This is a genomic window from Gilvimarinus chinensis DSM 19667, assembly GCF_000377745.1.
GTDB lineage: Bacteria > Pseudomonadota > Gammaproteobacteria > Pseudomonadales > Cellvibrionaceae > Gilvimarinus > Gilvimarinus chinensis.
The window spans coordinates 621,350-644,525 of sequence record NZ_KB898707.1; the positions used below are offsets into that span (position 1 = coordinate 621,350).

The 23,176-nt window shown below is 51.4% G+C and carries 17 protein-coding genes and 1 pseudogene; 8 read left to right on the forward strand and 10 right to left on the reverse strand.

Annotated elements, in window-relative coordinates; genetic code table 11:
• Window positions 1-402 precede the first annotated feature (402 nt).
• The 7 genes and pseudogenes from D568_RS0108760 to D568_RS0108795 all read left to right on the forward strand — a co-directional run bounded on the left by D568_RS0108760 (window position 403) and on the right by D568_RS0108795 (window position 13,021).
• A complete protein-coding gene (locus D568_RS0108760; RefSeq protein WP_020209219.1) occupies window positions 403-1,932 on the forward strand; it encodes a tryptophan halogenase family protein in 1,530 nt (509 codons plus the stop codon).
• Between the two features lie 70 nt (window positions 1,933-2,002).
• A pseudogene (locus D568_RS21415) lies at window positions 2,003-2,205 on the forward strand (tryptophan 7-halogenase).
• Between the two features lie 1,065 nt (window positions 2,206-3,270).
• Window positions 3,271-6,327 carry a TonB-dependent receptor gene (locus D568_RS0108775; RefSeq protein ID WP_020209221.1) on the forward strand — a complete coding sequence of 1,019 codons (3,057 nt, stop codon included), beginning with the start codon at window positions 3,271-3,273 and terminating at the stop codon, window positions 6,325-6,327.
• A gap of 238 nt (window positions 6,328-6,565) precedes the next feature.
• The gene (locus D568_RS0108780; RefSeq protein ID WP_020209222.1) at window positions 6,566-7,300 is read left to right on the forward strand and encodes a SapC family protein; all 735 of its coding nucleotides are present in this window, start codon (window positions 6,566-6,568) and stop codon (window positions 7,298-7,300) included.
• A gap of 78 nt (window positions 7,301-7,378) precedes the next feature.
• Window positions 7,379-8,410: a cupin-like domain-containing protein gene (locus tag D568_RS0108785; protein ID WP_020209223.1), complete on the forward strand. Its 1,032-nt coding sequence runs from the start codon at window positions 7,379-7,381 to the stop codon at window positions 8,408-8,410.
• Between the two features lie 10 nt (window positions 8,411-8,420).
• Window positions 8,421-9,905, forward strand: a complete 1,485-nt coding sequence (locus D568_RS0108790; protein ID WP_020209224.1) for a tryptophan halogenase family protein — start codon at window positions 8,421-8,423, stop codon at window positions 9,903-9,905.
• Between the two features lie 521 nt (window positions 9,906-10,426).
• Window positions 10,427-13,021: a glycoside hydrolase family 3 protein gene (locus D568_RS0108795; RefSeq protein WP_020209225.1), complete on the forward strand. Its 2,595-nt coding sequence runs from the start codon at window positions 10,427-10,429 to the stop codon at window positions 13,019-13,021.
• Between the two features lie 223 nt (window positions 13,022-13,244).
• Here D568_RS0108795 and D568_RS0108800 read toward each other — a convergent pair whose 3' ends face one another.
• From D568_RS0108800 to D568_RS0108810, 3 genes are all read right to left on the reverse strand, one after another.
• Window positions 13,245-14,045 (reverse strand): polysaccharide lyase, encoded by an 801-nt coding sequence (locus D568_RS0108800; RefSeq protein WP_020209226.1) that lies wholly within the window; start codon window positions 14,043-14,045, stop codon window positions 13,245-13,247.
• Window positions 14,046-14,126: 81 nt separating this feature from the next.
• Window positions 14,127-14,759 (reverse strand): lytic transglycosylase domain-containing protein, encoded by a 633-nt coding sequence (locus D568_RS0108805; protein WP_083915337.1) that lies wholly within the window; start codon window positions 14,757-14,759, stop codon window positions 14,127-14,129.
• Window positions 14,707-16,437 carry a proline--tRNA ligase gene (locus D568_RS0108810; protein ID WP_020209228.1) on the reverse strand — a complete coding sequence of 577 codons (1,731 nt, stop codon included), beginning with the start codon at window positions 16,435-16,437 and terminating at the stop codon, window positions 14,707-14,709. The genes D568_RS0108805 and D568_RS0108810 overlap by 53 nt, the downstream gene beginning before the upstream one ends.
• Window positions 16,438-16,583: 146 nt before the next feature.
• Between D568_RS0108810 and D568_RS0108815 the strand changes: the two genes are divergently transcribed.
• Complete coding sequence (locus D568_RS0108815; RefSeq protein WP_020209229.1) at window positions 16,584-17,060, forward strand: HIT domain-containing protein; 477 nt, start codon at window positions 16,584-16,586, stop codon at window positions 17,058-17,060.
• A gap of 57 nt (window positions 17,061-17,117) precedes the next feature.
• On the opposite strand, the gene D568_RS0108820 is transcribed toward D568_RS0108815, so the two are convergent.
• The 7 genes from D568_RS0108820 to mnmA form a co-directional block, all read right to left on the reverse strand.
• Window positions 17,118-17,528, reverse strand: a complete 411-nt coding sequence (locus D568_RS0108820) for an HU family DNA-binding protein (protein ID WP_020209230.1) — start codon at window positions 17,526-17,528, stop codon at window positions 17,118-17,120.
• A gap of 233 nt (window positions 17,529-17,761) precedes the next feature.
• On the reverse strand, window positions 17,762-18,265 hold the full coding sequence (locus D568_RS0108825) for a DUF7931 domain-containing protein (RefSeq protein WP_020209231.1): 504 nt from the start codon (window positions 18,263-18,265) through the stop codon (window positions 17,762-17,764).
• Window positions 18,262-18,765, reverse strand: coding sequence for a GNAT family N-acetyltransferase (locus tag D568_RS19795; RefSeq protein ID WP_020209232.1), 504 nt, complete (start codon window positions 18,763-18,765; stop codon window positions 18,262-18,264). The genes D568_RS0108825 and D568_RS19795 overlap by 4 nt, the downstream gene beginning before the upstream one ends.
• Window positions 18,755-19,924, reverse strand: a complete 1,170-nt coding sequence (locus tag D568_RS0108835) for a cupin domain-containing protein (protein WP_020209233.1) — start codon at window positions 19,922-19,924, stop codon at window positions 18,755-18,757. The genes D568_RS19795 and D568_RS0108835 overlap by 11 nt, the downstream gene beginning before the upstream one ends.
• 34 nt (window positions 19,925-19,958) lie before the next feature.
• Window positions 19,959-21,323 (reverse strand): adenylosuccinate lyase, encoded by a 1,365-nt coding sequence (gene purB, locus D568_RS0108840; protein ID WP_020209234.1) that lies wholly within the window; start codon window positions 21,321-21,323, stop codon window positions 19,959-19,961.
• 90 nt (window positions 21,324-21,413) lie between these two features.
• The gene (gene hflD / locus D568_RS0108845; RefSeq protein WP_020209235.1) at window positions 21,414-22,049 is read right to left on the reverse strand and encodes a high frequency lysogenization protein HflD; all 636 of its coding nucleotides are present in this window, start codon (window positions 22,047-22,049) and stop codon (window positions 21,414-21,416) included.
• 18 nt (window positions 22,050-22,067) lie between these two features.
• Complete coding sequence (mnmA, locus tag D568_RS0108850; RefSeq protein WP_020209236.1) at window positions 22,068-23,162, reverse strand: tRNA 2-thiouridine(34) synthase MnmA; 1,095 nt, start codon at window positions 23,160-23,162, stop codon at window positions 22,068-22,070.
• Window positions 23,163-23,176: the final 14 nt, after the last annotated feature.

Here is a 23,176-nt window from a genome sequence, read left to right on the forward strand (position 1 = left end):
GGTTTGTTTATCTCTTGGGTATTCACGATTCACTGTGGTTGTTGCTGCTGGTAAAGAGATAGATGATTTTTTCTGGGGGAATGTGTAAGAATCTGGTTTTGCTTAAGGCGGTAATAACGCGCCTGGTTGTGTCGCAAAGTGCTCGCAGACTGATTTCTCTATGTCTTACGAGGTAAGTAACTACGAGCTTTGTTGCTAGAGAGCTTAAATTTAGTCGGAGAGGGTTCTCTCTTGTAAGCTCTTTCCGAGCTGTGATGTTCAACCTGGAAACTTGGATGCGCGCTACAGTTTAAGCCCCTGGTTACTTTCCAAACTTGATTTGGCGACAGTAAAAAGCCGCTGGAAGCAGCGGCTTTTTTTATGGCAGAATAATCTTAAACGTCATCAGGCCCTCGGGTAAAAATGAATAAAAAAATAGTGATAGTTGGTGGTGGGACAGCGGGTTGGTTGACTGCGGGGGTGCTTGCGGCGGAGTTTGCGGGCGGGGTTGAAATTACCTTAATCGAGTCTCCCGACGTAAACCCTATCGGCGTGGGAGAAGGGACATGGCCTACGATGCGTTCGACGCTTAAGCGCATCGGGATCAGCGAAACGACATTTCTACGCGAATGCTCAGCCTCGTTTAAACAAGGCTCTAAGTTCGTCGGTTGGCGCACAGGTGAACCCAATGATTTTTACTATCATCCATTTTCTCTACCGCCCTCCTTCAATGAAGTTGATTACCATAAGTTGTGGTGCGAAAGTGGTGACGTCCCCTTTGATCAGGTTGCCGGCATACAGTCTCGACTTTGTGAGCTGGGGTTGGCGCCTAAGACTATTACCGTGCCTGAGTACGCGGGTGCACTAAACTACGGTTACCATCTGAATGCAGGGAAATTCGCTGCGTTGCTGCAGCGACATTGCACAGAAGTGCTGGGAGTTAAGCATTTATTAGATCATGTTGTATCGGTGGATTTAGGAGATAATGGCGACATTGATGCAGTGGTCGCTGAGAATAACGGTCGCTTGGAAGCGTATCTGTTTATTGATTGCAGTGGTGGACGCAGCTTGCTTCTAGGAGAGTGTTTAGGTGTTGGGTTTATTAAATGCGATCAATACTCCATTAACGACTCTGCCCTTGCTGTGCAACTCCCTTATGCCGACGACAGTGAAGAGGTGGCGAGTACTACCATAGCCACAGCGCAAGAATGTGGCTGGACGTGGGATATTGGCTTAGCGAGTCGGCGCGGGGTTGGGTACGTATACTCTAGCGCTCATTCAAGTCAGGACCAGGCTGCAGATTGTTTGCAGCACTATATTCAGTCGACGGCACCGCATGTGTCCGAGCAGAACATCAATATCCGAAAGTTCGATATTCGACCGGGCTATCGGGAAAGGTTTTGGCATAAAAACTGTGTGGCTGTGGGTATGGCTGCCGGTTTTATTGAGCCCTTGGAGGCCTCAGCATTAGCATTAGTTGAATTGTCGGCAGCCATGATACGGGACGAAATGCCTGAAAATCGTGCTCAGATGGATGTGGTGGCAAATAAGTTTAATCAAGTTTTCCAATACCGTTGGCAGCGTATCGTTGAGTTTTTAAAATTACATTATGTGCTTTCAGAGCGACGAGACACTGAGTATTGGCGAGACGCTGTGAGTGAAAATGCTATACCGGGTGAGCTTCGTGAGAAATTACTTTTATGGCGTAGCCGGCCTCCTTATTTGCGAGATTTTATGCAAGTAGAAGAGCTTTTTCCCGCGGCCAGTTATGCTTATGTGCTCTTTGGTATGGGGTTTGTTTCTTCATCTGATTTTTCACGTAAGTCTGATGCGGCTAAGTTACAACAAATGCTTCGTGAGGAGCAGAAAAAATTTCTTAACTATCAAAAAGCGATGCCAGGTAATCGAGAGTTGCTGACCTCCATCGCCCAATATGGGTTGAGTAAGGTTTAATAATGATTACTGAAGTGAATCAACAGGCCATCAAAAATTTGTCGTTGCTGGTGGCGGTACGGCCGGGTGGATGACCGCTTGTGCTTTGGCGTCTCAGTTGGGACATTACTTGGATGTGGTGTTGGTTGAGTCGGAAGACATTGCCACTGTGGGTGTGGGTGAGGCGACCATTCCCACCATGCAAACCTCCATTTGCTTCTGCAGTTGTCCGAGCAGGAGTTTATGCGCGAAACCAAGGCCACTTTTAAGTTAGGTATAGAGTTCGAGAACTGAGTGCGTTGGGAGATTGCTATTTTCACTCTTTTGGTGAAATGGGGTGTAAATTTGGGGCAGGGTAATTCCAGCGCTTTTGGTCGCGTGAGAGTTTGGTTGGTAATTTTGCTATTACCAAAAATCTCCGACTTGGTTTTGCATGCCATTTGGACGCCGGCTTATGCACACAGCATTATCGTCTCGTGAGCGACTCTCTCGGTGTTAAGCGCTTTGACATAAAAATACAGGTCGTTAGCCGTAATCTGTGCGCAGGGCGTAGCTGAATACAATGGGGAAACGGATAAAGAGCTCGCTTCGGTACGCCTTTTTGTGCAGTTGTATTACAAACAAACTCAGCGCAATACAGTGATTTGGGCGTTACTGCCGGGCGATGGGTGTGCCGAGCCTTTGCCAATCAGACTGTATATTTACCGCGATTCAGGGCGAATTTAATGGGATAGCGATGGGTGGTTTACCGTGAATTCCTGGAGTCAGGTAATGTTGGGGCAGGGGGGGGGCACATTATTATTAGCCGACAGCAGCTATTATGCCGGAAGCCGAGTTTGTCGTGCAGATGGCCAAGGTGCGTCAATCCGTGCAAGAACTTGTAAGGCAGTTGCCTCCCCGCCAAGCGTTCCTGTAGGTGTACTGCGTGTCAAAATAGCGAACTCCACCCCATCTATTTTTTGCGCGCCTGGCATGGGCGGGCGTTTCAATACTGCTTATTTACAGCATTTCCTCACACCTAAAACGTTACCGTTAGCCTAATGATTTTTCGGGTTTCTTGTTTTTTCTTTTCAAGCCTTATCGCAAATTTGTACTTGCTATGCATTTTGGGTTGACGTAGACTCAGACAAAGTGTCAATATGACTACAAGGATAAAGTCGTAGGGACTAAAAGATTTGTCTTTGGGGTGTATCTCTTAAAGCCGATAAGAATATACGCACGGCTGCGATTACCTGAAAGACGACGGACATCTTGTTTTCAGCGCTAACTGAAAGCGGGATTTGCCTGGGCGCCACCCACGCTCAAGGTTGGCCCGGGTATAAAGCTAAAAATAATGCCAAGTCTACAAAAGGAGAGCTCATGTATATCAATAAATCCAACTTCAAACGTAAGTTGATCGCTTCGGCGGTGGCTTCTTGCGCTATCTCGGGCTTTGCTATGCCGACCCTGGCACAAGACAGCGGCATGCTGGAAGAGGTTGTGGTCACAGGTATTCGTGCATCACTGGATCGCGCGATGGACGTAAAGCGTGATTCCGCGGGTGTGGTTGATGCCATTTCTGCTGAAGATATCGGTAAATTCCCCGACTCCAACCTTGCTGAATCTCTGCAGCGTATTACCGGTGTGTCCATTGACCGCCGCAACGGCGAAGGCGCGGAAGTGACTATTCGCGGTTTTGGCAGTGACAATAATATGGTGCTGTTAAACGGTCGCCAAATGCCTGGTGGTACGGCCTTTGGTGGTGGCAGTGGCGCCGGTAATACCTTGGGTGGTGGCTCGCGTGCGTTTGATTTTTCAAACCTGGCCTCCGAAAGTGTCGGTGGTGTCGATGTGTATAAAACCGGCCGCGCCAGCATCAGCTCGGGCGGCATTGGCGGTACTATTGATATTAAAACCCGTCGCCCGTTGGACAACCCCGGCCTTAACGCCACTGTTGGTGCAAAAGCCGTTCACGATACCACTAATGTTCATGGGGATGATGTAACTCCCGAATTGTCTGGCCTTGTCAGTTGGACGGACGACAATGAAATGTTTGGGGTGGCATTAAGCGCTAGCTATCAAGAGCGCGATTCTGCCTCGGCCGGCTTTGCCTCAAACGAGTGGAACATTCGCACCTGGGGTGAAGGTGATTCAATGTACTCTATGGCTCCTGGCGGCGTGGTTGAAAACGCACCAGAAGATGGCCAAATGTACACGCGCCCTAACGACATCCGTTACAGCTTCTCTGATCGTCATCGTGAGCGCACCAACGCTCAGTTAACCTTGCAGTTCCGTCCCATGGACACCTTGACTGTTACCGGTGACTACACCTACGCCGAAAACTATCTGCAGGAAAACCGTCACGAGCAAACCTTCTGGTATAACAACGGCGGGAATGTTGAGCGCGTAGTGTTTGACGATGGTTTAGTCGCTGCTCCCGTTATTTACTCTGAAGGCTTACTCAACTCGAAAGACATGGGCTTTGAGCAGCAGTGGCGCGAGCAGACCAACACTCTGGATTCGTTTGGTGTCAATGTTGATTGGCAGGTGACGGATTCGTTTAGTCTGACCCTGGATGCGCACGATTCTACTTTGGAAAGCTTGCCTACTGGTCCTGCCGGTGGTGCTGGTGAGATTGCTTTGGCCGTGGCAGGCCCTGTCGGAGCAAGCCAGACCGTTGATTACAGCGGCGATTTACCTTCGGCCAGTTACACAATTAATGATTCACGCGGTAACAACAACGGTGTGTTCGATGCGGAAGACTTGGGTACCCAAATCGCTCGTATCTGGTATGCCGGTCAAACAACCGATGTTGATCAGATTCAATTAGAAGGTACCTTCGATTTTGACGATGGCCGTATCAGCTTTGGTGTTGATAGCCGTTCGGTGTCAATGACTCAACAAAACTCTAACCGTCAAATGACTTTGGGGAACTGGGGGGTTAATAACCCAGGTGAAATTCCCGATGGCTTTATGGAAGAGTTTTGTCTGACCTGCCAATTTGACGATTACGACGTCGCTGAGATTGTTGGTTTCCGCTCAACGGATATTCCCGGCTTAGCTGAAACAATGATCAACCAATACGCAAACTCGACGGGTGATCCCAGTTATCAGTATATGATCGAGCCGTTGTTCACCACGAACAACACCATTGAAGAAGATATCAATGCGCTGTACGTGGAGTTTGAAACTTCTGGCACTTTGGGCGATATGAGCACCAACTTGTTAGTGGGCTTACGCTATGAAGACACTGATGTAACCTCATCCAGCCAAATGCGTGTGCCGCAGTATTTTGAGTGGAACGGTAATAACGACTTCACCTTGCAGCAAACCGATGAAATCATGCCAGTAACAGTGGATGCCAGCTACGATCACCTGTTGCCAAGCGTCGACTTTAACATCAACTTTACCGACGATATAGTGGGCCGTATTTCTTACAGTAAAACTATCGCTCGTGCCGGTTACGGCAACCTGGCAGCTTCCTCTGGCGGCTTTGGAATGGACGGTGGTTCAACGTTGCTTGGCGCGGTGCCTCAGGCAACATCGAATAACCCCGAGCTGAAACCTCTGGAGTCTGATAACGTTGATATTTCGGTGGAATGGTATTACGCCGACAGTAGCTACGCGTCGGTGGGTGTGTTTGACAAGCGGGTGAAAAACTTTGTCGGTATCGAAAAAGTTGAGCAAGAGTTTTTCGGTATGCGCAACGTAACCAGCGGCGCACGTGCACAGGCGGCATTGGCTGCGCTGCAGGATTTGGGCGCTGCGGTGAACAATGATTCGCTTTACGCGATGACGGTTATTCTGAGCAACCCTCAAGATTTCCCGAATGGGGCGGCTGACTATCAGTACGATCCGTCTACCGGTCTTACCGATCCGGACTTTTATGTTGATATCGAAAGCGGTTACAACATGATTCCGAACGATTCGGATGAGCCGACCACTTACCTGACCGATAAGCCCGTCAACCAAAACGATGCGAATATCTACGGTGCGGAGTTCGCGCTGCAGCATTTCTTTGGTGAAACGGGTTTTGGTGTTCAGGCTAACTACACCTTGGTGCGCGGCGACCTGAAATTTGATAATGCCGCTCCCATTACTGAAACCCAGTTTGCACTCTTGGGCTTAAGCGATTCGGCAAACCTGGTGGCCATGTACGAGAACTATGGCTTTGATGTGCGTTTGGCGTACAACTGGCGCGACAAGTTCCTCAACGAAACTGGCCGTGGTGGTTCCTCTAACCCGGTTTATGTTGAAGCCTACTCGCAAATTGATTTAAACATTGGTTACGACATTACCGACAACTTCAATGTGTTCTTTGAGGGTATCAACCTCAATGGCGAAAACGTTCGTCACCATGCACGTACCGAAAATATGCCTTGGTATCTGGAAGAGCTGGGTCCTCGCTACCAGCTTGGAGCTCGTTATACCTTTTAATTGATCAGGGTATAACTCCCGTTTGACAACCCAGTTGTCAAAGCACGGGTTTGGGCCGCTGCTTGTCAGCGGCCTTTTTTATGCGCGTAATAAATGCGGCGAGATCTAGCCTGCATAAAGGGTGTTAACAGGCCCTAGGCGACTGTGGTTAAATGTCGGCACAAAGAGCCAAAAACCAATAAGTCTGGTTTTTAACAAAACGTTTCAACAATAACAATGTAACCAAGTGGATTTTGCAATGGCTAATCACGCACTGCTCAATAACGTCAAGCACCAGCATCTAAAAGTCGATACTCGTTACAGCGCCGAGTTCGGCGACAATCAAAGCGCGGTTTTAACCTTCCCTACAGAGTTTGCGGATATTCAGCGCAACTATCCCATACTGTTGCAAAAAGACAGTAAAACCGGGGAGTTTCAGGCGGTAGCCTTGTTGGGGTTTACGGACGAAAACTTGTTTTTGCAAGATGGGCAGTGGAATGCCAGTTATGTGCCGGGCATTATTGCACGAGGCCCATTTTTAATTGGCTTTCAGGAGCAGGAAATAGACGGCGAGCTGCGTAAAGAGCCGGTGATACACGTTAATCTGGACGACCCTCGGGTCAACGAAGCAGAGGGCGAGCCGGTATTTCTTGAACATGGTGGTAATTCTCCGTATTTAGAGCGCATGGTGACCGTACTTAAAGGTATTCACGACGGGCTTGGCTATGGCAAAGCAATGTACGCGGCACTGGCCGAGCTGGAACTGATAGAGCCGGTTAACCTGCAAATAAAAATTCATGATGAAGAGCAGTATAACTTCAATAATTTTTACACCATCAGCGATGAAAAACTGGCGCAACTGGATGGTGAGACTTTGGCCAAGTTGAACAGGGCCGGGTTTCTTGAGGGGGCGTTTTTGATTAAGGCGTCTCTGACAAACATCAAAACCCTGATTGAGCTGAAACGCAAAAAAATCGCCGCTGCACACGCGTAGTTGCACACCTATCTGCTTTTTCGGGCGAATTCATAGCGATTTTGCCGAAATTAAAACGCGAAAGGTCGCCAGAGATTTATGCAAACAGCCGATAAGTCAGTAAAAGTGGTTGAGGGTATTACACCCAACACTTTGGATTTTGATGCACTGATGGCCGCGCAAGAGCCTGTTATTTTGCGCGGCTTGGTCAGTCATTGGACCATGGTGCAGGCTGCTTTACAGTCCCACGAAAGCGCCATGACGTATCTGGCCTCTTTTTACAATGGTCGCACGGTGGGCTCCTATTGGGCCGGGCCCGAGCTTAAAGGACGCTACGGTTATAACGAGTCGATGACGGACTTGAACTTTGAGCGCCGTCGAGTGCCTCTGACGGAGATGCTGGACGACATTCAAGCGCACTTGTACGACGACGAACCCCCGTCACGCTATGTCGGCTCCACCTCCATTGACGCTTGTCTGCCCGGATTTCGCGCTGACAACGATCTGGTTTTCACCCACCCCATGTTTGAGCAAAACCCGCCGCTTGCCAGTATTTGGCTGGGAAACCCATCGGTGGTCGCGGCTCATTACGATGCGCCCAATAACATAGCGTGTTGTGTTGCGGGAAAACGCCGTTTTACGTTGTTCCCGCCTGATCAGATCGCCAATTTGTATCCGGGCCCGCTTGAGCCGACACCGGGTGGGCAGGCTATCAGCTTAGTGGACTTTTCCAATCCGGATTTGGATCGCTTTCCTCGCTTTGCCCAGGCACTGGAGGTCGCGCAAGTGGCGGATCTTGAGCCGGGCGATGGTCTTTTTTACCCCAGTATGTGGTGGCACCAAGTCGAGGGCCTGGATCGCTTTAACGCCATGATTAATTACTGGTGGAACACATCACCCGCCTATATGGGTACGCCCATGAACGTGCTAAAGCACGCGTTACTGAGCCTGCGGGACAGGCCCGAGCACGAGCGTGAAGCATGGCGCAAGGTGTTTGATTACTACGTGTTCGGCGATGCGAACACCAGCCGGGAACACATACCTGAACACGCCTGGGGCGAACTGGCCCCGTTGGATGATGTACAGGCGCGGCAGCTTCGGACCTGGTTGATAAACCGTTTAAATCGGTGAGGAGATAACATTGCGCGCAGCGGTAAGAAAAGTCGTAATCGCCGGAGGTGGCACCGCTGGGTGGGTAACCGCGGCGGCGTTATCAAGACAACTGGGTGATATGATCGATATCCAATTGGTGGAGTCCGATGAGATTGCCACCGTGGGTGTGGGCGAGGCGTCTATTCCCACTATGCCGACCTTCCACCGCCTGTTGCGCATTGATGAACAGGAGTTTATGCGCGCCAGTAACGCGACCTTTAAATTGGGCATCAGTTTTGAAAACTGGGAAGCGCTGGGGCAGAAATACCTGCATTCGTTCGGCGAAACGGGCAAAGATACCTGGGTGGCGGACTTTCATCACTTTTGGCTACGAGCTCGTGAGTTGGGCTTTGGGGGTGAATTCGGTGATTACTGCCTCGAATTGCAAGCAGCGCTGGCCGATAAGTTTGCCTTGTCAAAAGGCGCGGGTGGATTAAATTACGCCTATCATCTGGATGCCGGTTTGTATGCGGGGTTTTTACGGCGTATCAGCGAAGCTGCCGGTGTGACCCGAACCGAGGGAAAAATAGATCGCGTCGCCCAAGACCCAGATAGCGGATGGATTACGGCCCTTCACCTTGACGATGGTCGTACGATAGACGGCGATTTGTTTATCGACTGCACCGGCTTTCGAGGCCTGTTAATCGAACAAACCTTACAAACCGGCTTTGAAGACTGGAGTCATTGGTTGCCCTGTAATAGGGCGCTGGCGGTGCAAACCGAAAGTCACGGCTGCGTCCCTTATACGCGTTCTATTGCTCGCAGCGCTGGATGGCAATGGCAAATACCCCTGCAAAATCGGGTGGGTAATGGCTTGGTGTACGCCAGCGATTACTTGAGCGATGCGCAAGCGGAGGCAGAGTTGCTGCAGGGCTTGGACGGCAAGCCGCTGAATGATCCCCGTTTGATTCACTATCAGACAGGCCGACGAAAAAAAGCATGGAATAAAAACTGTATCGCGTTTGGCTTGTCCAGCGGCTTTGTCGAGCCGTTGGAATCCACCAGTATTCATCTGGTCATGATTGGAGTGACGCGGTTACTGCAGTTATTCCCCTTCGATGGAGTCAGCGAGCCGCTGACCGCGCGCTTTAATCAGTTGGCAGACGCAGAGTTAGAGGGTATTCGTGATTTTATCATCTTGCATTACCACGTTACCCAGCGCGAGGACACGGCTTTTTGGCGCTATTGCCGCGATATGTCAGTGCCAGAAAGCTTAGCGCAACGCATCGCGTTGTTTCGCGATCACGCCCAGGCTTACCAGGGCGATAGTGAATTGTTTCGAGTGGATTCCTGGGTGCAGGTGATGTTGGGGCAGGGTTTGTTGCCCAGCCATTATCATCCCATGGCAAAGGCGATGCAGACAGAGCAACTGCGGCAGTTTTTGCAAAGCCTGCAAGGTGGGATTGCAAAATCTGTCGCGTCACTCCCCACACACAAAAGCTTTGTGCAGCAGTATTGCAGCGCGCAGGGGTAGGCTATAAGACAAGCGCCACAGCGAGTTTAATAGCGGGTGGTTGAATAAGGGGCAGCCCATGGTTTTACCGTCACCGAGCCACGGGGCTTGAAACTATCGATAAAGCGCAGCGGCACACCTTCACCGTAACCCTGCAGCGCAAATGTGAGGTTCGGGTTTGGCCGGGGCCGCGTCTATTTGGCTGGTTATATATCGGCAACTCTTTGCGTTCGGTCAGCACGGTCGACGTCTTCCATCCTGATGCCGATTCTCCTGTTGAATGTCTTGCCATCCCAGCTTTGTTGCACGTGTTTATCGTTCACATTAAGAAACGCAAAGCCCTCAAACAGCCTTTCTGGCTATTGCTATAATTGTTCGGTTAGAGCCACATAAAGACTTGTTGGCTGAGCCCGACAGGTCAAAAAAGCAGCGGTGGTGTGTCCACTTTTGTGCCTTGCAGGAGGTGGGGCGCTTGGCCCTGAAACACCTGCTAGATTACCCCGCGACCCATCCTTTACAGTAAAAAAATGACAGGAGCCGTTATGGCAATGAAGTCTCTTACGCGCCTTGCTCTTACAGGCGCTGTGCTGGCTGCGCTTACCGCCTGCCAGTCCACCGACACTGACTCTCAAACAGACACTGCGCAAGCGCCTGGCAAGGGCGATGCGAGCATCTGGCCAGAGCTTCAAAGCGAGGTTGGTAAAGACCCGGCAATTGAGTCTCGTATTGAAGAAATTTTGTCCCAGATGACGTTGGAAGAGAAAGTGGGACAGATGATTCAGCCAGAAATTCGCCATCTTACCGCCGACGATGTACGGGAATACCACATCGGCTCGGTGTTGAATGGCGGCGGTTCTTACCCGAACGCCGATAAGTACGCCTCTGTCGAAGACTGGCTGGAGTTGGCCGATGCTTATTACGAGGCATCCGTGGACAAAAGCGGCGGACGGTTAGGCATCCCGATTATGTGGGGCACTGATGCTGTGCACGGTGTGGGCAACGTGGTGGGGGCGACTTTGTTTCCTCACAATATTGCCTTAGGTGCGGCTAATAACCCTGAGCTGCTGGAACAAATTGGCTGGGCGACAGCGCGCGAGCTGGCCGTGACTGGCATCGACTGGGACTTTTCGCCAACCGTTGCAGTAGCGCGCAACGAGCGCTGGGGCAGAACGTATGAATCCTGGTCAGAAGGCCCTGACATTGTCGGTGCCTATGCCGGTGAAATGGTGCGTGGCCTGCAAGGGGAGCCTGGCACCGACGACTTCATGGGTGAGGGGCACATTATTGCCACCGCCAAACACTACATCGGCGATGGCGGCACTAAAGACGGTATTGACCGCGGCGATACCACTGGCGATGAAGCGCATTTACGCGATATCCACGGGGCTGGTTACTTCACCGCTATTGAAGCCGGTGTACAGGTGGTGATGGCGTCATTCACCCGCTGGGATGGCATCCGAATGCACGGCCACAAATACCTGCTGACCGATGTGCTGAAAGACCGCATGGGTTTTGATGGCTTGGTGGTCGGCGATTGGAGTGGCCACAGTTTTGTGAAAGGTTGTACCGCGACCAATTGTCCTGCGTCGGTAAATGCCGGGCTGGATATTTTTATGGCGCCGGATCCGGACTGGAAAGAGCTGTACGCCAATACCATTCAAAACGTAAAAGACGGCGATATCTCGATGAGTCGTATCGACGACGCTGTTAGTCGTATTTTGCGAGTAAAACTGCGCGCCGGATTGTTCGAAGCACCGAAGCCATCAGCACGTGCCTTGGCGGGCAAAAAAGAGCTGCTGGGCGCACCCGAGCACCGGGAGATTGCCCGGCAAGCGGTCCGCGAATCATTGGTGATGCTGAAAAACTCAGACAATTTACTGCCTTTGTCTCGTGACTTAAATGTGCTGGTAGCCGGTGACGGCGCCGATAATATTGGCAAGCAAGCCGGTGGCTGGTCGGTTACTTGGCAGGGGACAGGCAACACCAACGCTGATTTCCCGGGTGCCACATCAATTTACGCGGGTATCAAACAAGCGGTGGAGGCCGGTGGCGGCAGCGTTCAACTGAGCGAAGATGGCTCCTTTGAAGCGAAGCCAGATGTGGCGCTGGTGGTGTACGGTGAAGACCCGTACGCCGAAATGCAGGGTGATATTTCTAACCTTGCCTACAAGCGCGGTTCGACCAAAGACCTCGAGTTGTTGCAGTCGTTGCGCGAGCAAAACATTCCCGTGGTGTCACTGTTTATTACCGGCCGTCCATTATGGATGAACCGCGAGCTGAATGCTTCCGACGCTTTTGTTGTGGTATGGCAACCGGGCACTGAAGGCAACGGTATCGCCGATGTTATCTTCCGTGACAATGCCGGTCAGATTAATTACGACATGAGCGGTAAGTTGTCGTTCTCTTGGCCTAAAGACCCAAGCCAAGTGCCATTGAATGTAGGCGATAGCGAGTATGACCCACTCTTTGCCTATGGTTTTGGGTTAACTTACGGCGATAACGACACCCTTGGCGATGAGCTGTCAGAAGACGGATTAAAAGAAGTTGAGACTTCGGATGTACTGACGCTGTTCAATCGTCGGCCTATTGATCCGTGGAATATCGAAATTGTTGGGGCTGAAAACGACCGCGTGGTGATGAACGCTAAGTCGGTAGCAACGTCCACGGTGTCGGTGACAGCCATTGACCGCAACGAGCAGGAAGATGCCCGCCGGGTTGTCTGGAACGGTAAAGGCGAAGGTTTGGTAGCGTTGTTTGTGGATGAGCGCCAGGACTGGAGCGGATACATCAAAGACAATGCGGCGCTGATCTTCGATATTAAAGTCGATAAAGCGCCCACTGAAACCACTTACTTGCGTTTGGGTTGCGGCTCTTACTGTGCCTCTGATATGGATGTGACCGAAGGCTTTACCGAGTACTTGGTGGGTAAAGGTTGGCAGACGGTAACCATCGATCTGAGTTGCTTTCCGACTGCCGGAGCCAACTTTGGTTTAACTCAGCCGCAGGAAGAATATATCACCCAAGTGCTGCGTCCATTCAGCTTTGTAACCAGCGGCGAGCTTGACTTGAGTTTTGCCGATGTGCGGGTTGAAAAGCACAAGGCAACCAGCGCAATGGTGACCTGTAACGACGAATAACCTTCGCTTAAAGCCGCCGTTGGGCGGTATATGTTAAAAAACAAACCCTGGCATTTTGTGCCGGGGTTTGTTTTTTAAAGCGTTGATGTTTTGGTTTGAGTTGCGAGTATAAAATTTTATGGCAGCGAGCTGCGATTCGTTTTGATACTGGACGTTATTTATCTGGGCTGAGTTCGGGTGAATCAGATGCGAAAGCCAAAGCCCGCGCTTTTTTGTTTTTCTTCTAAGGTACAGAGAAAATGCGCAAATCGTTCAGTAACAGGTAGGAGTCTTGCGCAGGCGCCCAGTCAGGTGTATTGCCACCGTGAAATGTCGAGATGAAAATGCCGCCGATAAAGCCTGCGGGAGAATCTTGCAATCGATAGCTGACGTCGTTGCGGCTTAATACTTTGTCACCGTCAAACCAGATGTGCAGCTCACCGTTCTCTTGGCCTATGTCGTTTAAAATGACGCGTTGCTTTAGGCAGTGCCATTGGCCCGGAATAAATGATTTACCCAATTCGATATTCTGCCCCCATTTTGTCGCCCCGTAACGACCGTTAGGTGAAGGCGGTAAATAGGCGTAAACCACAGCGCGACCTTCTTCGCGCCACATATAGCGCAATGTCCAGCCATTGCGACCGTTTGGCTGATTGCCTCCCGAGCGAGTCCATGATTTATTGGCGCCCATCAAGCCTGGCAGCTTTCCGCCTTTGACGAAATCAAACCCTTCCTTGAACTGCAGGCAGTAATCCAAGGTTAATTCACGATAGGAAGGTTGTAGCAAGTCTAGATCGGCAAACACGATCGGTAACTGTATACCTCCTTCGCCCGGGCCTACAGCACCGCTAGGGTGGTGAATAAGCAGAGACTTGGAGTGGCCGGGTGCGTTTGGAGTGTGGACGATTTCGGTGGTATGAATACGCGAGTGCCATGGAGGGTTCCACTGCGCAAGCCAATTGTGGTCTTGAAAGTCAAAGGTCGCTATAGGTGCCTGCTCATTTGCCCAGCAAAACGAACTGGCGACAATTGAATTGAAAAACATGAGCAGGAAAAGTGTGCGAGAGGTTAATATCGGCATGGCGTTGGTTGAATTATCGTTATTGTCGAGTCTGTTCGCAGCGCCTCAGCGCCAGTTATCCCAGGCATCCATGACTTTTGCTGAGTAGCGGTAGCTGCCGTAACTGCCGTTGTAGCGCGCCAGCGCTTCGGCTAAGCGGCCATCGGCTACATCAAGGTAGTGTTTAAGAATAATACAACCGTAGCGCAGGTTGGTGTTCAGGTCGATCAGGTTGTCGTCCGGTCGTCCGATTTCATTTTTCCAAAACGGCATCACTTGCATAATACCCAGCGCACCCACAGGGGAAATGGCAAACCGATCAAAATGGCTTTCTATTTCTATTACCGCCAATACTAACTCGGGCTTTACGCCGGCGGCGGTGGCTTCGCGGTGTACCGCACGCAGGAGCGTGAGGCGCTCGTCTGGATTTTTAACGTATTTGGCAAGCCGCCCATCCATTAACATCAGCCAGGCTTGGGCGTCAAAGCGGTCGGTAAAGCTGCTGGCTTGTTCGATGTGGTTTATAAGAAGGTTGCGAAGCTCGGTGTCGATCGCTTCTACGGGCGCTACAATCTGATTCGCCTGACTCCAGGCAGAGGCGGGCAGGGCACTGATAATAAGTGCCCCAATAACCCCAGCAAGTGTTTTACAGGCCCAGCTTTTCACGTAAAAGAGGTTGCAAATCGTCAACGCTGACATCCTGCTTCTCGCTATCGCGACGGCCTTTGTATTCAACCGTGCCTGCTTCCAGGCCGCGCTCACCAATCACAACGCGATGGGGGATGCCCATCAAATCGGTATTAGCCAGTAACACACCCAGGCGAGCATTTTTTTCATCCATAAACAAAACGTCGACGCCAGCATCGCTTAATTGCTGATACAAGGTCTCGCACAACTCGGCCACGCGCTCAGACTTGTGCATATTGATGGGTACAATGGCCACCTGGAAGGGGGCAATACTATCGGGCCAGATAATGCCGTTTTCGTCGTAATTCTGTTCAATGGCCGATGCCACCACACGGGTTACGCCGATCCCATAGCAGCCCATAATCATCGTCTGTTCTTTGCCATTTTCATCCAAGACTTTGGCGCCCATGGCTTCGGAATACTTGTTGCCCAGCTGAAAAATATGCCCAACTTCAATGCCGCGCTTAATTTCCAAATGGCCTTTGCCGCATGGGCTAGGATCGCCTGCGACTATATTGCGGATATCGGCGGCCTCGGCTTCGGCAAGGTCGCGCACCCAGTTAACTCCGGTTAAGTGGTAGTCGTCTTTGTTGGCGCCGCAGGCAAAATCTGCCACTGCCAGGGCACTGTGGTCAGCAATGGTACGAATAGACAAGTTTACAGGTCCAATAGAGCCAGGGCTTACTCCCAGTTCAGCGCGGATGCGTTCCTCTGGTGCAAAGGTTAAAGGCGAGGCAATACCCGCCAGTTTTTCGGCTTTGATATCGTTCAGCTCGTGGTCACCACGCAGCACCAGCGCCACCAGTGGTGCCTCTGAACCTTCCTCGCCGGTTTCGCCTAACACCACCAGTGTTTTTAACGTTTGCGCCGGGCTTAGCGCTAAAAACTCGGCAACCTCGTCGATACTGTGCTTGCCTGGAGTGGCCACCTCTTGCAACTCGGCACTGGGCGCCGGGCGGGCTTGCTGCGGGGGCAGGGCTTCGGCTTTTTCAATGTTGGCCGCGTAATCTGAGCCATCGCTGAAGGCGATAGCGTCTTCACCGCTTTCAGCCAAGACGTGGAACTCGTGAGAAAATGCGCCGCCGATGGAGCCTGTGTCCGCCAGTACCGGGCGATAAGCGAGACCAATGCGATCAAAAATGTTGCAGTAGGTTTGATGCATGACATCGTAGGTCTGTTGCAGGCATTCCTGTGAGCTGTGGAAAGAGTAAGCGTCCTTCATGATGAATTCGCGCGAACGCATCACGCCAAAACGGGGGCGAATTTCATCGCGGAACTTGGTTTGAATCTGGTAAAAGTTCGCCGGCAGTTGCTTGTAACTGGATAGCTCATTACGGGCCAAATCAGTAATTACTTCTTCGTGGGTTGGGCCAAGGCAAAAGTCACGCTGATGGCGATCATTAATACGCAAGAGTTCCGGGCCATACTGCTCCCAACGACCAGAGTCTTGCCACAGCTCGGCGGGCTGGACTACTGGCATAAGTACTTCTTGAGCGCCTGAGCTGTCCATTTCTTCCCGGACGATGCGCTCGACTTTGCGCAGTACGCGCAGGCCTAGTGGCAGCCAGGTGTAAAGGCCTGAGGCGAGTTTGCGGATCATGCCGGCACGCAGCATCAGCTGATGGCTGATAACCTCTGCATCGGCGGGAGTTTCTTTTAAAGTGGCGGTCAAAAAACGGCTGGAGCGCATAGTCGGATTCTTACTTACTATAATCAATAGGTAGTGTATTCTGGAGTCTAAAGTCGCTCGGTGCGGGGCTTTAAACCAGTTGCCGGTATTCTACGCAGCTTCACCGCCCGGGTACAGATCTCAACGACCGTTTACGGGAGCCGATTATGTTTTCACTGGATCAGAGATTGCGTGACGATACCTTCGTGGTGGGGCGTTTTAGCCTGTCACTGTTACTGTTGTCGCGCGATGCCAATTACCCCTGGTGTATTTTGGTGCCCGAGAGGGAGAACACGTACGAGTTGTATCACCTGTCCGACGAGGACCAGCAGCAGTTGATTCGCGAGTCCAGTCGCCTGGCCGAGGTCATGGACAGTATCTTTGACGCTGACAAGATGAATATTGCCACTTTAGGTAATCAGGTGGCGCAACTGCATCTCCATCATATTGCGCGCTATAAAGATGACTTAGCCTGGCCGGGCCCGGTGTGGGGTAAGCAGGCAGCAAAAGAGTATGAGCCTGAAGTATTGCGCTCGCGGGTTGAAAAGCTGGCCAATGCGCTGGCCGGAGAGGGTTTTACCGTATTGACGGAAGGAGCGGATATTCGCTCGGTATCGGCGCCAGCCCCAAAAATTGACTGCTAATTTCTCTCTGAAAACAAAAAAGCCCCGCTGTGCGGGGCTTTTTTATGTCGCTCTGTTTTACAGCGCCATTTCTTTTAACTTCTTCAGCGGACGCAGCTTAACCGTAGTGGTTGCTGGTTTGGCTTTGAACATGGTTTCTTCGCCGGTGAAAGGGTTGATGCCTTTACGGGCTTTGGTGGCCGGTTTTTTCACGGTTTGAATTTTCAGCAGGCCGGGCAATACAAACTCGCCACAGGCGCGCTTTTTGATATGGCCTTCAATCACATCAGACAGCTCGTCCAGTACCGCTTGAACTTGTTTTTTGCTCAGCTCGGTGTTTTCGGCGATTTGATTCAAAATTTGCGTTTTGTTGTAACGCTCACGAATCGCGGTGATTTTTTTGGCCGGTGCAGCAGCTTTAGGAGCGGCTTTCTTGGGGGCAGCTTTTTTAGCAGGCGCTTTCTTTGCGGTAGCTTTTCTGGCAGCCATAGTTCTTTCCTTTTAATGTGTGAATGGTGTAAACAGGCTTTAGTACCTATTCGCTCGGTATTAAGCCGGCAAACTTGCTTGCAAGATTGCGCCGGTGGCGAATAAGCCTATATATAAAGGATATAAACGCACGCAGCAAGAAAAAAGTGCGTCAAACCGCACTATGAAGCCAATTTTTACACTCGCAAGGCACTAAGTACGAGAAATAGTGCAATCTGTTGTTGCGCCGCACTTTATATGTGCAGTATACGAAGGCTCGGCTCGCTATCGCCGTGCTCCCAAATTCGATTGAATTCTTCGCTTAATTTTCTGACTTCAGCAAAGGCTCTGTGGTTAACAAAGCCATGGTGATAGGCGTCGTCGTTCTTAAACAGCAAAAGGCCAGTGTCGGCCATCACAAAGCCCATTTGATTGTTGTCGGGCTGCAAGGTGAGTTTACGTAACTGGACTTTACTGGGCAGACGTTGATGGAGTTTGGCGAGCTTGTGACCGCGTTCCGCTAACGCTTGGCTGTCACGTACAAGAATGCGCACTTGCATGTCGCGTGATTGTCTGCAAAACCCGCTGATCAGCGCAACGGTATCATCACGGTCGTAGACGAGGGGATCCAGCTGGTGACTGAGAATAGTCAACGAGCGCCGCGCGTGTTGAATGAGCGTATGGGTGCTGGCAATAAAATCTTCAAGAGATTCCAGTGGTTGCGGTGGGTGTTGGTTCTGAGTGTCTGTTGGGCTCATACGCACTCCTCAACTGGTTTTGTGCGATTGTAAAGCATGCTTTGGTGTGGAATTCCGGCATCCAAAAAAATCTCGCCCTGTATTTCAAAGTCAAATTGTCGATAAAACTCAATCGCGTTGGTTTGAGCGTGTAAAAACAGGGGTAAAGAGGGCTTTGCCCAGGAAATAATGTGCTTGAGTAATGCGCTCCCCAGGCCTTGGCTGCGATAATCTTTGCGTATTGCCACGCGACCAATATGAAGTGCTTGTTGTTCACGCCATACATCGTGAATGACGCGGGCACAGCCTACAAGGTTTTGCGTTAAACGCTCGCCAGGGGCGGGGCTGTAGTCTGCGAACACTCCAAAGTGCCACGCTTGGTCGTCGCGCCCATCCCACTCGTCGGCAACGGGCACCTTTTGTTCCACAATAAAGACTTCGGTGCGCAGTTCACTTAACTCGCGGTTATGGGTCGACCAGTTAAGGTTGCAGCAACGAATGTTACGGCTATTAATCTTCATCCAATTCTAGCCACCCTTGATCCAGCAGGTGGCAAAGCAATTCACGTTGATTGTTGTCCCCGGCTGCATCTAAGGCCGTCAGTTGAAAGCTTGTCTGGTTGCAAAGCGTTTCGGCCAGCGTTGGCGGGCAGGTGAATTCTTCACCGTTAACAAACAAATAGCAGCTTTGTGAATTCTGGTGATAGCTGAATCGTGCGTCTTGAGCTTGATAAACCACCGGGTCTTGCGCCAGCAGCTCTACTAAGTCGTTATTACTGAGAGGGGATGCATCGCCTGTGTGTTCTATGTGCTGTTGCTCTGGGTATTTGGGCTGGCTCATATAGCGGCCGAACCAACGAGCCAGGCTTTCATCGGTCAGTTGCTCGTTAATGATGTCCCGTAAATGCTGCACCGTGGCTGTTGAAATTTCGCCGGGTTTGAAAAAGTTTTCGCTCTGGCTATCACGGTAGCGTTGGTCGTTGGTTAAAGTGCTTGCCACTTCTTGGCTAAAGTCACACAAAATGTCGGCGACGCTGGGTGCGCGAAAACCAATCGAGTAGGTGATGCACTCATTATCCTGCGCTGTGCCCCAGTGGGCGACTCCGGGTGGAATATAGAGAATGTCACCCGGTTTACAAATGAAGGTTTGCTGTGGCTCAAAATTTTTGAGGATTTTTAACGGCGTTCCGTCCAGGGTGTCGCTAAAGCTATCGCAGGCTTGCCCGATTTTCCATTCACGTGTGCCTGCGCCTTGCAATAAAAACACATCATAGTAATCGAAGTGGGGGCCAACGCTTCCCCCCGTGGGAGCATAACTCACCATGACGTCATCCAGTCGCCAACTGGGAAGAAATCGAAACTGTTGTAGCAGTGCGTGAACCTCGGGAACCAGCTGGTCGACAGCCTGCACCAGCAATGTCCAATCTGATTCTGGCAGAGAATGAAAACGCTCTTCGTCAAATGGTCCGTTCTCAAGCTGCCAGGGCGCCGCAGCCGTATGAGTGATCAGACGCGATTCAATGTCTTCCTCTAGCGCTAAACCGGCAAGCTCTTCGGCGGTGAGCGGAGAGGTGAAGTCAGGAAGGACTTGTGGTAAATAAACGGCCCGCTGTTGCCAGTAGCTGCGTAAAAATTCTGCGACCGTCAGCGGCCCTAATTGATTCAGAGGTGATGTATACATAAGCAAAAGAAAGGGGAGCCAGGCTCCCCTTGAGTCAAATGTTGCGCGCCTGAGCTTCGGCGTTGCCAATATAGTTGGCGGGGGTTAATTCACGAATGGTTTGTTTTGCATGCTCGGGAATGTCTAAGGTTTCGACAAACTCTGCTAACACCTCGCGAGTAATCGCTTGCCCACGAGTCAGCGCTTTCAGCTTTTCGTAAGGCTCTGCAACGTCGTAGCGGCGCATAATGGTTTGAATTGGTTCGGCCAGTACTTCCCAGGCGTTATCCAGGTCTTCGGCCAGACGCGCGCGGTTGATTTCCAGCTTGCCAATACCCTTTAGCGTAGAAGCATAGGCAATCAGGCTATAGCCGAAGCCAACGCCCATGTTGCGAAGCACAGTAGAGTCGGTCAGGTCGCGCTGCCAGCGTGAAATTGGGAGCTTTTGCGCCAAATGGGAGAAAACGGCGTTGCCGATACCGAGGTTGCCCTCTGAGTTTTCAAAATCGATAGGATTTACTTTGTGAGGCATGGTGGATGAGCCCACCTCCCCAGCGATGGTTTTTTGCTTGAAGTAACCCAGCGAGATATAGCCCCAAATATCGCGATCAAAGTCGATGATAATGGTGTTGTAGCGTGCGATGGCATCGAACAGCTCGGCGATGTAATCGTGGGGCTCAATTTGGGTGGTGTAGGGGTTCCAGGTTAAACCCAGTGCGGTGACAAACGCTTCGGCATTGGCCTGCCAATCTACGTCTGGGTAGGCCGACAAATGTGCGTTGTAGTTACCTACCGCACCGTTGATTTTGCCCAGCAATTCAACGGCTTCAATTTGAACCAGTTGGCGGCGCAGGCGCGCAACCACGTTGGCCAGTTCTTTACCAACAGTAGTGGGGCTGGCGGTTTGGCCGTGAGTGCGCGACAACATCGGGTCATTTGCGTAATCGTGAGCTAACTTGGCAATGGCATCGCTGATGCTGCGCGCTTCTTGCAGCAGAACGTCGCGGCCACGCTTGAGCATTAAGCCGTGAGACAGGTTGTTGATGTCTTCACTGGTGCAGGCAAAGTGGACGAATTCCAATACCGCTTCAAGCTCGCTATTGCCTGCGAACTTCTTCTTCAGAAAGTACTCAACCGCTTTAACATCGTGATTGGTGGTGCGTTCAATGTCTTTTACGGCCTGTGCATCGGCTTCGCTAAAGTCGGCGATGATGGCGTCTAGTTGCTTGTGAGTCGCTTCGCTAAACGGCGCAACTTCGCTTACGCCCTCCAGGCGGCTGAGCTGCTGCAGCCAGCGCACTTCGACTTCTACTCGGCAATGAATCAGACCGAATTCGCTGAATATGCTGCGCAGTGCAGAGGTTTTGCTGCCGTATCGGCCGTCAACGGGGGATACAGCGCTCAGGGGGGATAATTCCATGGCGATCTCACAGGGTTCAGTGGGTTGAAATATCAAAAAATTAATGGGGCGCTATGATACCCCAAAAAAGGTCAGTTTTCAGGCGGATTCTCAGGGGCGAATTTGCCGCAGTAACGCTTCGGTTTCGCCGAGGAGTTTTTTGCGCTGCATAATAATTTGCAGGCGCGAGCCGCCCAGCTGGCGCCATAATGTGGCAGAGCGAATAGCCGCTAACAGCAAAGCGCGAACCTGACTGGCGACGCGCTGCTGTTGCAGGAAGTTCGGGTCGCCGGCCACTTGAATACGAAAGCGAAATTGGCTGAGCGTGGCGCTGTAAATGTCAGCGATGTTGGCAATCACGTTGTCGTGGGTCGTGTCGAAATGCTCGGCCTGCGCAGAGGCCTGCTCGAGGCGGCTGGCAATCACACCAAGCATATCGCGCCGTTTACTTAATCGCCGCTGCAGGTGCAGTACCCCAGCGCTGTAGCGCACGGTGTTGTTTTGCAGTTGGCGGCTGGATGTCAGCAGGTCGCGCAAGGCTTCGAGTCCTAAGCGCATATCGTCCACCGAACCGCCGTAAACACTGAGCGTATCGACCGGGTTGAGTTGAAACAGGCTGTTGATGCTGCAGCGGTAAGCGTCCGAAGGGGTAAAACCTGTTCGCGCCAGCTGATCCACCAGCGTGGTGGCTTGCATAATGCCCGCTGCGGCGAGGGTGATATCTCGCCAGTTTTTCGTGCGTGTCAAATCAATATTTCCTGCGTGTTAGCGATTATCGCTGAATTCAATCACTGCGCCGCCCATGCAAATATCGCCTTGATAAAAAACCACCGATTGTCCAGGGGTTACGGCACGTTGCGGCTCTTTAAACCAGACCTTGAGCTTGTCACCGTTAATTTCAACCCGGCACGCTTGATCGGGTTGACGGTAACGGGTTTTCGCCGTCACGTTTAAGATGCTGGTGGTGGGCGCTGGATTTATCCAGTGGGCGTCTGTGGCCTGCAGATAATTAGTGTACAGCAAAGGGTTTTCTGTGCCCTGGGCGGCCAGCAGTACATTGCGTTGTAAATCTTTACCCACGACAAACCAGGGCTCGTCGCTGGCATCTTTTACTCCGCCGATGCCAAGGCCTTGGCGCTGGCCTATAGTGTGGTACATCAAGCCGCTGTGCTGACCAATGACTCGACCGGTTTGATCTTCGATGTCACCTGGTTGAGCGGGTAAGTACTGTTGTAGAAAATCTTTAAAACGGCGCTCGCCGATAAAACAAATACCGGTACTGTCTTTTTTGTTGTGGGTGATTAATCCGTGCTCCTCGGCAATGGCGCGAACCTCGGGCTTTTCGAGCTCGCCGACGGGAAACAGCGTTTTGTTAAATTCCGCTTCTGACACCGCGTGTAAAAAATAGCTTTGGTCCTTGTTGTTGTCCAACCCGCGCAACAGATACGTGTGATTTTCGCGATCCTGACGGCGGACATAGTGACCGGTGGCAATTAAGTCGGCACCAAGCATTTCGGCGTACTCTAAAAATACCTTAAACTTGATTTCCCGGTTGCAGAGAATGTCCGGGTTAGGGGTGCGCCCCGCTTTGTATTCGGCCAGAAAGTGCTCGAATACATTATCCCAATACTCCGCCGCAAAATTAGCGGTATGCAGTTTAATGCCCAGTTTGTCGCACACTTTCTGGGCGTCGGCCAGGTCCTCTTTGGCTGTGCAGTATTCGGTGCCGTCGTCTTCTTCCCAGTTTTTCATAAACAGGCCTTCCACGTTGTAGCCTTGCTGCATAAGCAAAAGCGCGGAAACAGACGAGTCGACGCCGCCGGACATGCCGACGATAACGGTTTGGTTTTTTTCGGTCATAGGAATACTGTGGT

Coding starts and splice junctions, on each gene's coding strand:
- D568_RS19795 (WP_020209232.1), bottom strand. CDS start 18,765: ATGAAGATTAATAGCCGTAACATTCGTTGCTGCAACCTTAACTGGTCG.
- D568_RS0108785 (WP_020209223.1), top strand. CDS start 7,379: ATGCAAACAGCCGATAAGTCAGTAAAAGTGGTTGAGGGTATTACACCC.
- D568_RS0108820 (WP_020209230.1), bottom strand. CDS start 17,528: ATGGCTGCCAGAAAAGCTACCGCAAAGAAAGCGCCTGCTAAAAAAGCT.
- mnmA (WP_020209236.1), bottom strand. CDS start 23,162: ATGACCGAAAAAAACCAAACCGTTATCGTCGGCATGTCCGGCGGCGTC.
- purB (WP_020209234.1), bottom strand. CDS start 21,323: ATGGAATTATCCCCCCTGAGCGCTGTATCCCCCGTTGACGGCCGATAC.
- D568_RS0108775 (WP_020209221.1), top strand. CDS start 3,271: ATGTATATCAATAAATCCAACTTCAAACGTAAGTTGATCGCTTCGGCG.
- D568_RS0108760 (WP_020209219.1), top strand. CDS start 403: ATGAATAAAAAAATAGTGATAGTTGGTGGTGGGACAGCGGGTTGGTTG.
- D568_RS0108795 (WP_020209225.1), top strand. CDS start 10,427: ATGGCAATGAAGTCTCTTACGCGCCTTGCTCTTACAGGCGCTGTGCTG.
- D568_RS0108805 (WP_083915337.1), bottom strand. CDS start 14,759: ATGTCAGCGTTGACGATTTGCAACCTCTTTTACGTGAAAAGCTGGGCC.
- D568_RS0108815 (WP_020209229.1), top strand. CDS start 16,584: ATGTTTTCACTGGATCAGAGATTGCGTGACGATACCTTCGTGGTGGGG.
- D568_RS0108835 (WP_020209233.1), bottom strand. CDS start 19,924: ATGTATACATCACCTCTGAATCAATTAGGGCCGCTGACGGTCGCAGAA.
- D568_RS0108800 (WP_020209226.1), bottom strand. CDS start 14,045: ATGTTTTTCAATTCAATTGTCGCCAGTTCGTTTTGCTGGGCAAATGAG.
- D568_RS0108825 (WP_020209231.1), bottom strand. CDS start 18,265: ATGAGCCCAACAGACACTCAGAACCAACACCCACCGCAACCACTGGAA.
- D568_RS0108810 (WP_020209228.1), bottom strand. CDS start 16,437: ATGCGCTCCAGCCGTTTTTTGACCGCCACTTTAAAAGAAACTCCCGCC.
- D568_RS0108780 (WP_020209222.1), top strand. CDS start 6,566: ATGGCTAATCACGCACTGCTCAATAACGTCAAGCACCAGCATCTAAAA.